General features: G+C 63.5%; 14 protein-coding genes and 1 pseudogene. 8 read left to right on the forward strand and 7 right to left on the reverse strand.

All coding sequences use genetic code 11. The features are described from left to right. Positions 1-14: 14 nt before the first annotated feature. Complete coding sequence (locus tag BLR24_RS17400; RefSeq protein WP_093019107.1) at positions 15-1196, reverse strand: GNAT family N-acetyltransferase; 1182 nt, start codon at positions 1194-1196, stop codon at positions 15-17. Positions 1197-1308: 112 nt separating this feature from the next. Here BLR24_RS17400 and BLR24_RS17405 point away from each other — a divergent pair. Together BLR24_RS17405 and BLR24_RS17410 are read left to right on the forward strand one after the other, a co-directional pair. After that, a pseudogene (locus BLR24_RS17405) lies at positions 1309-1518 on the forward strand (NAD+ synthase); the annotation flags it as partial. Continuing rightward, a complete protein-coding gene (locus BLR24_RS17410; protein WP_055800053.1) occupies positions 1515-1853 on the forward strand; it encodes a P-II family nitrogen regulator in 339 nt (112 codons plus the stop codon). The pseudogene BLR24_RS17405 and the gene BLR24_RS17410, both read left to right, overlap by 4 nt. A 128-nt stretch (positions 1854-1981) precedes the next feature. Here BLR24_RS17410 and BLR24_RS17415 read toward each other — a convergent pair whose 3' ends face one another. From BLR24_RS17415 to BLR24_RS17440, 6 genes are read right to left on the reverse strand one after another with little or no spacing between them, the layout of a single operon-like run. Beyond that, the gene (locus BLR24_RS17415; protein WP_093019109.1) at positions 1982-2572 is read right to left on the reverse strand and encodes an LOG family protein; all 591 of its coding nucleotides are present in this window, start codon (positions 2570-2572) and stop codon (positions 1982-1984) included. Positions 2573-2603: 31 nt separating this feature from the next. Beyond that, positions 2604-3011 carry a diacylglycerol kinase gene (locus tag BLR24_RS17420; RefSeq protein ID WP_093019111.1) on the reverse strand — a complete coding sequence of 136 codons (408 nt, stop codon included), beginning with the start codon at positions 3009-3011 and terminating at the stop codon, positions 2604-2606. Continuing rightward, positions 3008-3574, reverse strand: coding sequence for an RDD family protein (locus tag BLR24_RS17425; protein WP_093019113.1), 567 nt, complete (start codon positions 3572-3574; stop codon positions 3008-3010). The genes BLR24_RS17420 and BLR24_RS17425 overlap by 4 nt, the downstream gene beginning before the upstream one ends. Positions 3575-3588: 14 nt before the next feature. Beyond that, positions 3589-4461 (reverse strand): DUF3106 domain-containing protein, encoded by an 873-nt coding sequence (locus BLR24_RS17430; protein WP_093019115.1) that lies wholly within the window; start codon positions 4459-4461, stop codon positions 3589-3591. 14 nt (positions 4462-4475) lie between these two features. Next, positions 4476-4904 carry a DUF3619 family protein gene (locus BLR24_RS17435; protein WP_093019117.1) on the reverse strand — a complete coding sequence of 143 codons (429 nt, stop codon included), beginning with the start codon at positions 4902-4904 and terminating at the stop codon, positions 4476-4478. Then, complete coding sequence (locus tag BLR24_RS17440) at positions 4901-5467, reverse strand: RNA polymerase sigma factor (RefSeq protein WP_093019119.1); 567 nt, start codon at positions 5465-5467, stop codon at positions 4901-4903. Before BLR24_RS17440 ends, BLR24_RS17435 begins: the two co-directional genes overlap by 4 nt. Positions 5468-5752: 285 nt before the next feature. On the opposite strand from BLR24_RS17440, the gene BLR24_RS17445 reads away from it, so the two are divergent. The 6 genes from BLR24_RS17445 to BLR24_RS17470 all read left to right on the forward strand — a co-directional run bounded on the left by BLR24_RS17445 (position 5753) and on the right by BLR24_RS17470 (position 13687). Further along, entirely contained in the window at positions 5753-7537 is a 1785-nt protein-coding gene (locus BLR24_RS17445; RefSeq protein WP_093019121.1) for an acetolactate synthase 3 catalytic subunit, read from the forward strand. Positions 7538-7641: 104 nt separating this feature from the next. After that, on the forward strand, positions 7642-8133 hold the full coding sequence (gene ilvN, locus BLR24_RS17450; RefSeq protein WP_055800077.1) for an acetolactate synthase small subunit: 492 nt from the start codon (positions 7642-7644) through the stop codon (positions 8131-8133). Between the two features lie 45 nt (positions 8134-8178). Further along, positions 8179-9195, forward strand: coding sequence for a ketol-acid reductoisomerase (gene ilvC, locus BLR24_RS17455; protein WP_093019123.1), 1017 nt, complete (start codon positions 8179-8181; stop codon positions 9193-9195). Positions 9196-9376: 181 nt separating this feature from the next. After that, a complete protein-coding gene (gene pssA / locus BLR24_RS17460; protein WP_093019125.1) occupies positions 9377-10201 on the forward strand; it encodes a CDP-diacylglycerol--serine O-phosphatidyltransferase in 825 nt (274 codons plus the stop codon). Positions 10202-10385: 184 nt separating this feature from the next. Next, positions 10386-12089 carry a 2-isopropylmalate synthase gene (gene leuA, locus BLR24_RS17465; RefSeq protein WP_093019127.1) on the forward strand — a complete coding sequence of 568 codons (1704 nt, stop codon included), beginning with the start codon at positions 10386-10388 and terminating at the stop codon, positions 12087-12089. A 59-nt stretch (positions 12090-12148) separates the two neighbouring features. Then, on the forward strand, positions 12149-13687 hold the full coding sequence (locus tag BLR24_RS17470) for a 2-isopropylmalate synthase (RefSeq protein ID WP_093019129.1): 1539 nt from the start codon (positions 12149-12151) through the stop codon (positions 13685-13687).

Genomic DNA, 13687 nt, shown 5'->3' on the forward strand with positions numbered 1-13687 from the left:
GCGCGAGCCGCCTCTCAACCAGCCTTGAAGGGGCTGCGTTCGCCCAGGTGGTCCATGTAGTTCTCGATGCCTTCGCCCTCACGCTCGAGAAAGCGCTCGACCGCGTCGGCGAACGCGGGGTGCGCGAGCCAATGGGCGCTGGTGGTCTTCACCGGCATCAATGCGCGGGCCATCTTGTGCTCGCCTTGCGCGCCACCCTCGAAGCGCTTGGCGCCGTGCGCGATGCACCAGGCCAGTGGCTGGTAATAGCAGGCCTCGAAGTGCAGGCAGTCGACGCGTTCGAGCGCGCCCCAGTAGCGGCCATAGGCCACCAGCGCGTCGTCCGCGTGTGTAGACAGCGCGATCAGGCTCGTGGCAATGGGCTTGCCCGCGCGTTCGGCGACGAACAGCAGCCAGGCCTCAGGCATGGTGTCGGCCATGCGCTGGAAGAAGTCGCGCGAAAGATAGGGCGGGTTGCCATGCTCGCGGTAGGTGCGTGCATAGCAGCGGTAGAAAAAGTCCCAATCCGTCGGCGTGATGTCGGCGCCGCGCGACCAGCGAAAAGTCACGCCGGCCTCGGCTACCTTGCGGCGCTCCTGGCGGATCTTCTTGCGCTTGTCGTGGGACAGGCTGGCAAGGAAGGACTCGAAGTCCGCGTAGCCGGTGGTTCCGCCCGGCGCTTCCGGCATCGCGTTCATCCAGTGAAACTGCACCGTGTTGCGCAGCATCAGGCCCGCTTCGGTGCAGGCGGCGATGTCGGCGTCTGCACCGAACAGCAGGTGCAGCGACGAAAGCTCTTCCTGCTTGCACCAAGCCACCAATGCTTGCACCAGCAGTGTGCGGGCCTGTGCATCGCGCGCCAGCAATCGTGCGCCCGGCACTGGCGTAAACGGCACTGCCACCACCGCCTTCGGATAGTAGGCAAGCCCGTGCTGCTCGTAGGCATTGGCCCAGGCCCAGTCGAAGACGTATTCGCCGTAGGAGTGGGTCTTGATGTATGCCGGACAGGCGGCCTGCAGCTCGTCGCCGCGCCACAGGGTGATGAATTGCGGCATCCATCCGCTCTCGGGCGAGGCGCTGCCGCTCTCCTGCATTGCCGCAAGGTATTCGTAGCGCATGAAAGGCGACGGCTCCGCTTCGGCCGAGAGCAGCGCGTTCCATGCTTTCGGGCTCAGGTCCGACAGCGACGCCGCCACCCGAATGACATAATCGTTCAAGCCTTTTTTCCTTCCGTGTATGACGCTGAAGCTCATCGTCGCGCAACTCGATTTTGTGTTGGGCGACCACGCTGGCACCTTCACCGAAGCCTCCGATGATGCCGTGAAAGCCGACATCCGCGACGGCATCCTGGCACGCTACATGCAGGACGATGAAGGCATCTGCGAGGTCGAGCGGGGTGCGCGGCTCATGAAGATCAATGAATACAAGCGGCGCCAGGCGCCATTGGGCATCCGGGTCACCCATCGGAGCTTCGGCAAGGATTGGCGTTACCCTATCACCAGCAAATTCAACGAAACCGCCGGAGCGCAAAAACCATGAAGCAGATCACCGCCATCGTCAAACCCTTCAAGCTCGAGGACGTGCGCGAAGCCTTGGCCGAAGTCGGCGTTACCGGCCTCACGGTGACCGAAGTGAAGGGGTTTGGCCGCCAGAAAGGCCACACGGAGCTCTACCGTGGCGCCGAGTACGTGGTCGACTTCCTGCCGAAGATGAAGGTCGAAGTGGTCGTGAACGAGGACGACGTGGAGCGCTGCATCGAGGCCATCGTCAATTCCGCGCGCACCGGCAAGATCGGCGACGGAAAGATCTTCGTCACCAGCGTGGACCGCATCGTGCGCATCCGCACCGGCGAAGAGAACGAAAACGCCGTCTGACGGCTCGCCCCCGGTCTTCGCGCACTTCGTGTCGCTGCGCCAACCCCCTACCGGGGGCAACACCAGCGGCCCGGCAAAGCCGGTTCCGCGGTGTTTCTGGAATAAGACAGCGAGGACCGTCCGCCGGATCAGAGGTTTTCGGCCAGCTTGTCGCCGCGGGGGTGGAGCGGTACTTCGGCGCGCAGCGCGGTGAGCAGTTCGGTGGCATCGGTGCCGGTACGGACCAACTCCATCTGCCATTCGCCCATGAAGCCTTCGCGCACGCTGTGCGCGAGGAAGCCCAGCAAGCCGTCGTAGTAGCCGGCGGTGTTCAGGATGCCGGTGGGCTTGTCGTGGTAGCCGAGCTGGCGCCAGGTCCAGATCTCGAACAGTTCCTCGAAGGTGCCGATACCGCCCGGTAAAGCAATGAAGGCGTCGGCGCGCTCGCCCATCATGGCCTTGCGCTCGTGCATGGTGTCGACCACGTGGAGTTCGTCGCACAGCGGATTGGCCAGTTCCCGATCGACCAGGGCCTTGGGAATGATGCCGACGACGCGGCCGCCGGCGTTGCGCGTGGCCTCGGCCACGGTACCCATTAGCCCGGTGCGTCCGCCGCCGTAGACCAGCTGGCCGCGGTGCGCGCCGATCCACTGGCCAACCGCTTCCGCGGCCTTGGAAAACTCAACCCGCTCGCCGGGGCGCGAGCCGCAATACACACAGATCGAAAATTCAGGATTCATGCCGCCATCATGCCTCGTGCGGCGGGCGCCTTCATGACGCGAAGTGCTGCCACAAAGCCGCCAGCCAGATGCCTCCGCACAGGGCGAGCGACAACAAGACGGCGGCGCTGCCCATGTCCTTGGCGCGCTTGGAGAGGTCGTGCCATTCGGGCCCGATGCGGTCGATGGCGGCCTCGACCGCGGTGTTGAGCAGCTCGACGATCATCACCAGGATGGCGCTGCCCGCCAGCAGGGCCACTTCGACCCAGCTGCGGCCGAGCCAGAACGACGCCGGGATCATCACGATGGCCATCACGGCTTCCTGGCGGAAGGCCGGCTCGCTCCAGCCCGCGCGAAGCCCGTGCAAGGAAATCAGCGTGGCGTGCCACACGCGCTCCAGGCCTTTGCGGGCCTTTTGCGGGTTGACGGCGGGGTCTGGAAGCTTGGGCAAGGCACTCATTGGCGGCTCATGGGCTTGGAGGTGATGAGCCGCGTACCGGCCCAGGCGTCGTGCCAGAACTGGCGCTCGGGGTGGAAGCGCGCCAGCAGTGCCCAGACGGCGACCCATCCGAAGATCAGCACCGCCGATTCTCCTCCCGACAGCCTGAAAGGTGCGATGGCCGCCAAGGGCGGCAGGAACCAGATCCAGCTCAGCAGATAGCGCGCCAGGGCGCGCCGCTGAGTGAGCGGGTGCCCGTGCAGGTCGACGATGCGGATGTTCCAGGTTTTCATGGCCAGTGTCTGTCCCCGGGTCCAGAACCAGACGAAGTAGACGCCGAAAACTACGAAGAGGAACGCCTGGAGCAGGTGCCGGCGAGAGTCCATGGCATCGCGCATCTGGCCAAGCGTGCTGAACAGCCAGCCCGCGACAAACACCACCGCAAACAGCAGCATGCCTTCATACAGCCAGCATGCCATTCGGCGCCACAGGCCGGGCACTATCGAAAGAGGAGCGTTGCCTGGAGATTCTGCGGACGAAGAAGGAGGATTCGATTCCGAACTCTCGGAAGCATTTGAAACCATCGAAACCTTGGGAATCAGGGGGGCGAGGGCTGCTCGGCAGTGCGGCCTGCAGGATTGGAAGGCGACGGCGCCGTGACAGCCGGCGGCACCAGCACTTGGGCCTCGGCCGGAGGAACCGGCTGTGACGCCACGTTGGACGTGCCAGACGCGGCAGGCGCCGACACGATGGCCGGAATGCGCTCCGGCGGCGACGCCACCATGACGGCGGCCGCAGGTGCTGCGGCCGGCACAGCCGAAGGGGGCGGAGCCAGCATGATGCGGGGCGTGTGCTGCCCTGCAGGCGTCACGGCCGGCACTGTCACGAGTTTCTGGGCGGGAACAGGACGCACCGGAATGGCCGCGCCGTAGGGTTTGGCGGGCGCGCGCTCTGCGAGACGGCGCTTTTCTTCCTCGCTCAATGCCTGATATTGCTCCCACTTGGCCTTGCGCTCGTCGGCAGGAACGCGCTTGACCTCGGCAAAGTTGAGGCGGGCCTGGGCGCGCTGCTGGTTGCTGAGGGCGGCCCATTCGATCATGCGGCTGTGCAGGGTGGTTCGATCATCGGCCGACATGTTCGCGTAGTTGCGTGACAGTGCCAGCCATTTGCGCTTGTGGCCCGCATTCAGGGTGTGCCAATGCGACGCGAGCGGCTGCAGCGCCTGCTGCTGCTCTGCGGTGAGTTCGCTCCAGTAGGGTTTGGTTGCCTTTGGCGCGGAGGGGCTCGAGGCTGCCACCGGCGCAATCTGGGCAGTCTCGCCCGGCTTGGCCGACGAGGAATGGGGCTGGGCGCTGGCCAGCGTCAGGCCGAACGCCGCAACAGCGAGCGCAAATGCCCAGACGACTGCGCCCGACGTTTGCGGGCGCAGCGCGCGGGACGCGTCGGTGCGGGAAACGGAAGTGCGTCGCATGCGGTCGGCGGATTTCAGTCGGAGGCGCCGTCAGCCTTGACCTTGAGGAACTGCGCGAACCCCGGGTCCGTGTAGGCGGCGGGCGGAAGATCGTCCGTCAGCAGGGCCGAGTCGACTTCCGCCAACTCGCTGGCACGGTCTTCGTCCTGCATCACGCTGATGGTGATGAGGCCCGCGACCAACGCGATCAGGGGCACCACCGAGCCGATGCGCGTCCACCAGCCGCCGCCCATGGTTGCCACATGCCCGGATCGCATGATGACCGTGGCTGCCCGCAATTGGGGGGCTTGCTTGCGCATGGCGACGGCTTGCGCCCGCGCCACGCGCAGCCGCTCGCCGATGTCGTGCGGCAGCTCCCGCGTGCCGGCGGAAAGCCGCGCAGCCACACGCTGTCCGAATTGATCTTCGACGGCAAAAGAAGAGGTTGGAACCTTAGTGTTCATAGCGAAATTCCCTTGGCTTTGAGCGCCTTGCTCAGGGCGTGCACGGCCCGCGAACAATGGGTTTTGACGCTGCCTTCGGAGCAGCCCATTGCAGCGGCCGTCTCCGCCACATCCATTTCTTCCCAATAACGCATCAGGAAAGCCTCGCGTTGACGTCCCGGCAAAGCGGCGATCTGTTCTTCGATCTCGTGGAACACCTGGGCGCGTCGGGTGGTGTCCTCCGCGCTCTCCGTTTCCCTAGAGTCGGTTGGAGAGACGAAGTTCTCCAGAAGATCGAAATCGCCGTCGTCGCCGGCCGCCTCGAAGTCGCCGAGGTTCGAGAACAGGGCGCGGCGGGTTTTTTGCCTGCGAAACCAGTCGAGCGTGCAATTCGAAAGAATGCGCTGGAACAGCATCGGCAGCTCTTCCGGCGGTTTGTCGCCGTAATGCTGCGCCAGCTTCATCATGCTGTCCTGCACGATGTCGAGTGCCGCTTCCTCGTCCCGCACGTGATAGACCGAGCGCTTGAAAGCACGCCGTTCGACGCTCTTCAGAAAGTCGGAAAGTTCTTGTTCAGTGGCCAAGCGAGAGGGGGCGCCGCAGGACGCCGCGTGGGAAATGGGTGTCTGGGGAGCGCTTGTGTTTTTCTGCCGCGGATTATGCCCCTGTGCCTTTTCGCGAGGGTTTTGGGCTGGAGGCCCCCTCATCAATGTCATAATCCGCGCTGCAAGTCAAAAGGCAAACGGGTCACGGTCCGGCGGAACATCAGTCCGCTCATGGCTTTGGCCTCAAGTCCTGGCGCGGCCCCACAAGGGCTGGCAAGGGGCACCCAAGGTTTTTCGTTCCCGAAAAAACTCCAAAGGTTGATCATGGAAATCTCTAAGGCGGAACTCGCTTCCGCAGCAGCCGCGTCCTCTGGCGCCGGCAACCCAACGCAAGAACTCATGGGCGCTGAAGTGCTGGTCAAGGCACTGCAGGCCGAAGGCGTCCAGTACGTCTGGGGCTACCCTGGCGGTGCGGTTCTGTACATCTACGACGCGTTCTACAAGCAGGACACGATCCAGCACGTGCTGGTGCGCCACGAGCAGGCGGCCGTCCACGCGGCCGACGGCTATGCGCGCGCCACCGGCGACGTCGGCGTGGCGCTGGTCACGTCCGGGCCCGGGCTGACCAATGCGGTCACCGGCATTGCCACGGCGTACATGGACTCGATCCCGATGGTGATCATCTCGGGCCAGGTACCCACCGCGGCCATCGGCCTCGATGCCTTCCAGGAATGCGACACCGTGGGCATCACGCGTCCCATCGTGAAGCACAACTTCCTCGTCAAGGATCCCAAGGATCTGGCCATGACGATGAAAAAGGCCTTCCACATCGCACGCAGCGGCCGGCCGGGCCCGGTGGTGGTGGACGTGCCCAAGGACGTCTCCTTCAAGAAGACGCCGTACGCCGGCTATCCCGACAAGGTCGAGATGCGTTCGTACAACCCGGTGCGCAAAGGCCATGGCGGGCAGATCCGCAAGGCGTTGCAACTGTTGCTCAACGCCAAGCGTCCTTACATCTACACGGGCGGCGGTGTGCTGCTCGGCAACGCCTGCAACGAACTGCGCACGCTGGTCGACATGCTCGGCTACCCGGTGACCAACACGCTGATGGGCCTGGGCGCCTATCCGGCGAGCGACCGCAAGTTTCTGGGCATGCTGGGCATGCACGGCACCATCGAAGCCAACAACGCAATGCAGAACTGCGACGTGCTGCTGGCCGTGGGGGCGCGCTTCGATGACCGCGTGATCGGCAACCCCAAGCACTTCGCGCAGAACGAACGCAAGATCATCCACATCGACATCGATCCGTCGAGCATCTCCAAGCGCGTGAAGGTCGACATTCCGATCGTCGGCGACGTGAAGGACGTGCTCACCGAACTGATCTCGATGATCCGCGAGAGCACCACCAAGCCCGACGCAGGCGCGCTGGCCGATTGGTGGAAGACCATCGAGGCCTGGCGCTCGCGCGATTGCCTGAAGTACGACCGCGGCAACAAGGACGTGATCAAGCCGCAGTACGTGGTCGAGACCCTCTGGAACATGACCAAGGACGCCGACGCATACATCACGTCGGACGTCGGTCAGCACCAGATGTGGGCCGCGCAGTACTACCGTTTCGACGAGCCGCGCCGCTGGATCAACTCGGGCGGCCTGGGCACCATGGGCGTGGGCATTCCCTACGCCATGGGCATCAAGCTCGCGAAGCCCGATTCGGAAGTGTTCACCATCACGGGCGAGGGTTCGGTGCAGATGTGCATCCAGGAGCTCTCCACCTGCCTGCAGTACAACACGCCGATCAAGATCTGCTCGCTCAACAACCGCTACCTGGGCATGGTGCGCCAGTGGCAGGAGATCGAATACTCCGGCCGCTACAGCCACAGCTACATGGATGCGCTCCCCAATTTCGTGAAGCTGGCCGAGGCCTATGGCCACGTCGGCATGCTGATCGAGCGTCCACAAGACGTGGAGCCGGCGCTGCGCGAAGCACGCAAGCTCAAGGACCGCACGGTGTTCATGGATTTCCGTACCGACCCCACCGAGAACGTGTTCCCGATGGTCAAGGCCGGCATGGGCATCACCGAGATGTTGTTGGGTGCCGAAGATCTCTGATCCGCGGCGCATTCGCTTAACTCTTCACTGACGAATCTATTGACCGCCAAGCCCGCGCATTACCGTGCACGGGGGAGGGCGGCGAAAAGAGGAGTCACGCAAACATGAAACACATCATTGCAGTGTTGCTGGAAAACGAGCCGGGTGCTCTTTCCCGCGTGGTGGGCCTTTTTTCGGCCCGCGGCTACAACATCGAATCGCTGACCGTCGCGCCGACCGAGGACCCGAGCCTCTCGCGCATGACCATCGTCACCGCGGGCTCGGACGACGTGATCGAACAGATCACCAAGCATCTCAACCGCCTGATCGAAGTGGTCAAGGTCGTCGACCTGACCGAAGGCGCCTACACCGAGCGCGAGCTCATGATGGTGAAGGTGCGCGCGGTCGGCAAGGAGCGCGAAGAAATGATGCGCATGGCCGAGATCTTCCGCGGCCGCATCATCGACGTCACGGACAAGAGCTACACCATCGAACTGACCGGCGACCACGGAAAGAACGACGCGTTTCTCGAGGCCATCGAGCGCAGCGCAATTCTCGAGACAGTACGCACCGGCGCCAGCGGCATCGGTCGCGGCGAGCGCATCCTGCGCGTCTAGTTTTTCAGCAATCACCACCCCCCGAATCAACGAAGGAGCATCGACATGAAGGTTTATTACGACAAGGACGCGGATCTGAGCCTGATCAAGGGCAAGACGGTCGCAATCATCGGTTACGGTTCGCAAGGTCACGCACACGCGCAGAACCTGAACGACAGCGGCGTCAAGGTCGTGGTCGGCCTGCGCAAGGGCGGCGCTTCGTGGCCCAAGGTCGAGAAGGCCGGCCTCAAGGTCGCCGAAGTGGCCGACGCAGTGAAGGCCGCCGACGTGGTCATGATCCTGCTGCCCGACGAGCAGATCGCCAACGTCTACAAGAACGACGTGGCCCCGAACATCAAGGAAGGCGCTTCGCTCGTCTTCGCACACGGCTTCAACGTGCACTACGGCTTCGTGCAACCGCGCGCCGACCTCGACGTCTGGATGGTGGCTCCCAAGGCCCCGGGCCACACCGTGCGCAGCACCTACACGCAAGGCGGCGGCGTGCCCCACCTCGTGGCCGTGCACCAGGACAAGACCGGCAAGGCGCGTGACCTCGCGCTGAGCTACGCCACCGCCAACGGCGGCGGCAAGGCCGGCATCATCGAGACCAACTTCCGCGAAGAAACCGAAACCGACCTGTTCGGCGAACAAGCGGTTCTGTGCGGCGGCACGGTCGAGCTGATCAAGGCCGGTTTCGAAACGCTGGTGGAAGCCGGCTACGCGCCCGAAATGGCGTACTTCGAATGCCTGCACGAGCTCAAGCTGATCGTCGATCTGATCTATGAAGGCGGCATCGCCAACATGAACTACTCGATCTCGAACAACGCCGAATACGGCGAGTACGTCACGGGCCCGCGCATCGTGACCGAAGAGACCAAGAAGGTCATGAAGCAAGTGCTCAAGGACATTCAGACCGGCGAATACGCCAAGAGCTTCGTGCTCGAGAACGCTGCCGGCGCACCGACGCTGATCAGCCGCCGCCGCCTGAACTCCGAGCACCAGATCGAAGTCGTCGGCGAAAAGCTGCGCGCGATGATGCCCTGGATCAAGAAGAACAAGCTGGTCGACCAGACCCGCAACTGATCCACCACGAAGGGGGCGCCGCGGCGCCCGTTTCACGAGGGCCACCCGCTGGGGTGGCCTTTTTCATGATGGGGACGAACCACCCCTGAACTACACTGCGAACCCATGCGATTTACAGATCAAGACGCTATCGGGCGGGTAGCCGTTCGCGCAGTGTCCACGAGGGACGGAGGCAAACTCAATGCATGACGACACGGTTCCCGACGAGGTGCCGCCGCGCAAGCGCCGCAAGGGCATCTACATACTGCCGAACCTGTTCACGCTCGCTGCGCTGTTCGGCGGCTTCTATTCGGTCGTGATGGCCATGAACGCACGCTTCGATCTCGCGGCGCTCGGCGTTTTTGCCGCCATGATTCTGGACAGCCTCGACGGCCGCGTGGCCCGCATGACCAACACGCAAAGCGCGTTCGGCGAGCAGATGGATTCGCTGTCCGACATGGTGTCGTTCGGCGCCGCACCGGCGCTCATCGCCTATGAATGGTCGCTCAAGGGCCTCGGCCGCTGGGGCTGGATCGCAGCCTTCGTGTACTGCGCCTGCGCGGCGCTGCGGCTCGCGCGCTTCAACGTCAATACCGGCGTGGTCGACAAGCGGTGGTTCCAGGGGCTTCCTTCGCCGGCCGCGGCCGCGCTGGTGGCCGGCTTCATCTGGCTCATGACCGAATGGGGCAAACGGGGTGGCGAGGTGCTGTATCTCTCGTGGACGCAGATCACCTGGATCACCTTCGGGTTCACGCTCTATGCCGGACTTTCGATGGTCACCAATGCGCCGTTCTACAGCTTCAAGGACGTGCAGATGAAAAAGAGCGTGCCTTTCGTGGTGATCGTGCTGATCGCGCTCGGCATCGCGGTCATCAACATCCATCCGCCCACGGTGCTGTTCGGCCTCTTCGTGGCCTATGGCCTGAGCGGCTACGTGGTCTACGCCTGGCGCAAGGCCAAGGGCCAGCAGGCGAGCGTGATCAGCACCTCGACCGAAGAGCCGGACGAGCGGGGCTTGCATAACTGAGCCCGGCTTGTGCTACATTCGCAATCCTCATGACCAAGATTTCGCTGCTGGCCCTACTAGCCCTCCCTCACGGGCGGAGACGGTAGCGCACGCGCAAATCCCTCACCACGGCCCGTTCGCACCAGCAACGGGCCGTTTGTTTTTGGGGTTGCTGGTTGATTACCAACCATCCAGAGAAATCGACATGCTCAAGCAACCTCAAGCCAAATACCGCGCATTCGCCCCGATCGGCCTCAAGGACCGCACCTGGCCCGATGCCGTGCTGACCAAGGCCCCGATCTGGCTGTCGACCGACCTGCGCGATGGCAACCAGGCGCTGGTCGAGCCGATGGACATCGCCCGCAAGATGCGCATGTTCGAGACGCTCGTGGCCATCGGCTTCAAGGAAATCGAAGTCGGCTTTCCTTCCGCTTCGCAAATCGAATTCGATTTCGTGCGCAAGCTGATCGAGGAAGACCGCATTCCCGACGACGTGACGATCCAGGTTTTGACGCAGGCGCGCGACCACCTCATTGCACGCACCTTCGAATCGCTGCAGGGCGCACCGCGCGCCATCGTTCACCTCTACAACGCCGTGGCCCCGGTGATGCGCCGCGTGGTGCTCGGCATGGATGAAGACCAGATCGTCGAGCTTGCCAGTAGCCATGCGCGCATGTTCAACGACTTTGCCGCCAAGCAGCCGGCCACGAAGTGGACCTTCCAGTATTCGCCCGAAATGTTCTCGGGCACCGACGTCGTGTTCTCCAAGCGCGTGGTCGACGCGGTGACCGAAGTCTGGGCGCCGACGCCCGGGCACAAGTGCATCGTCAACCTGCCCACCACGGTCGAGCATTCCACGCCGAACATCTTTGCCGACATGATCGAGTGGATGCATCGCAACCTCGCGCGCCGCGATTCCATCGTGCTTTGCGTGCATCCGCACAACGACCGCGGCACCGGCACGGCCGCCGGTGAACTCGCCTTGATGGCCGGCGCCGAGCGCATCGAAGGCTGCCTCTTCGGCAACGGCGAGCGCACCGGCAACCTCGACCTCGTGAACGTCGCGCTCAATCTCTACACCCAAGGCGTCTCGCCGGAACTCGACTTTTCGAACATCGACGAGATCCGCGCGACCGTCGAGCACTGCAACCAGATCCCGGTGCATCCGCGTCACCCGTATGTCGGCGACCTGGTCTACACCTCGTTCTCCGGCTCGCACCAGGACGCGATCAAGAAGGCCTTTGCAGCCCGCAAGGACGGCGATATCTGGGACATGCCCTACCTGCCCATCGATCCGAAGGACGTGGGCCGCAGCTATGAAGCCGTGATCCGCGTCAACAGCCAGTCGGGCAAGGGCGGCATGGCCTACCTGCTCGAGAGCGAATATGGCATCGAAATGCCGCGCCGCCTGCAAATGGAGTTCATGCAGACCGTGCAGCGCGTGATGGACGTGGCCGGCAAGGAACTCACCGCCGCCGATCTCTGGCAGCTGTTCGTGCGCGAATACGGCCTCGAAGCCGCGCATGCATTGCAGCACCGCGTACTCCAGGAAGAAGGCGAGGGCGTCAATGCTTCCGTCGTGCTGCGCGGTGACCTGCCCTGGGACGGCGAAATTCGCGCCATCGAAGGCCGTGGCAACGGTCCGATCGATGCCTTCACGCAGGCGCTGAGCCAGGCCACCGGCCACACAGTGCGCGTGATGGATTACCACCAGCACGCCATCGGCGCGGGCGCCGATGCCAAGTCGGTCGCGTACCTCGAACTGCGCGTGGACGAGGCTCAGACGCTGTTCGGCGTCGGCATCGACGCGGACGTGATCTCGGCGTCGCTCAAAGCCATTGTCTCGGGCGTACAGCGCGCACGGACCCGCGGCGCGCACAGCGCACAATCGGTGGTTGAGCTCGCCTGACGCAGTACGCCGCCATCCGCGCAAGGTGCGAAACGATTAAAGGAACAAAGGAGTCCACGATGACCGACCAACTCATTATTTTCGACACTACCTTGCGCGACGGCGAGCAATCGCCCGGCGCTTCGATGACGCGCGACGAGAAGATGCGCATCGCCAAGCAGCTCGAACGGCTCAAGGTGGACGTGATCGAGGCCGGCTTTCCGGCCAGCTCGAACGGCGATTTCGAGGCCGTGAAGGCCATTGCCGATGCCATCAAGGATTCGACCGTGTGCGGTTTGTCGCGCGCGAACGACCGCGACATTTCGCGTGCGGCCGAGGCTCTGAAGGGCGCGGCGCGCGGACGCATCCACACATTCATTGCCACGTCGCCGCTCCACATGGAAAAGAAGCTGCGCATGTCGCCGGATGAGGTGCACGAGCAGGCGAGGCTTGCCGTGCGCTTTGCGCGCAACCTCGTTGCCGACGTCGAGTTCAGCCCCGAAGACGGCTACCGCAGCGACCCCGATTTTCTCTGCCGAGTGCTCGAGACCGTGATCAACGAGGGGGCCACCACCATCAACGTGCCCGACACCGTGGGCTACGCCATTCCGGAGCTCTACGGCAACTTCATCAAGATGCTGCGCGAGCGCGTGCCCAACAGCGACAAGGCAATCTGGTCGGTGCATTGCCACAACGACCTTGGCATGGCGGTGGCCAACTCGCTCGCCGGCGTGAAGATCGGCGGCGCGCGCCAGGTCGAGTGCACGATCAACGGACTGGGCGAGCGCGCGGGCAATTGCTCGCTCGAGGAGGTCGTAATGGCCGTGAAGACCCGCAGAGATTACTTCGGCCTCAACCTCAACATCGACACCCAGCACATCGTGGCCGCGAGCCGCCTGGTGAGCCAGACCACCGGCTTCGTGGTGCAGCCAAACAAGGCCGTGGTGGGCGCCAATGCCTTCGCGCACGCCTCTGGCATTCACCAGGACGGCGTGCTCAAGGCGCGCGACACCTACGAGATCATGCGGGCCGAAGACGTGGGCTGGAGCGCCAACAAGATCGTGCTGGGCAAGCTCAGTGGACGGAACGCCTTCAAGCAGCGCCTGCAGGACCTCGGCGTGACCATGGAGAGCGAAGGCGACGTCAATGCCGCCTTCCTGCGCTTCAAGGAACTGGCCGATCGCAAGTCCGAAATTTTCGACGAAGACATCCTTGCGCTCGTCAGCGCGGAAGAGCATTCGCACGTTAACGAACAGTTTGCTTTTGTTTCTCTTTCCCAGCACAGCGAAACCGGCGAACGCCCCCATGCAAAGGTTGTTTTCACCGTCCAGGGCAAGGAAGTCACCGGCGAGTCCGATGGCAATGGCCCGGTTGATGCTTCCCTGAAGGCGATCGAATCGCATGTCAAGAGCGGCGCCGAAATGGTGCTTTACTCGGTTAATGCGATCAGTGGCTCGACAGAAAGCCAAGGAGAAGTTACAGTTCGGTTACAAAATGCAGGGCGGGTGGTGAATGGAGTGGGTGCGGACCCCGACATCGTGGTCGCATCAGCCAAGGCTTATTTGAGTGCGCTCAACAAGCTCCAGAGCCAAGCTGAGAGAGTGGCGGCACAGGGTTAG

The sequence above is a fragment of the Variovorax sp. OV700 genome (assembly GCF_900099805.1).
Taxonomy (GTDB): domain Bacteria; phylum Pseudomonadota; class Gammaproteobacteria; order Burkholderiales; family Burkholderiaceae_C; genus Variovorax.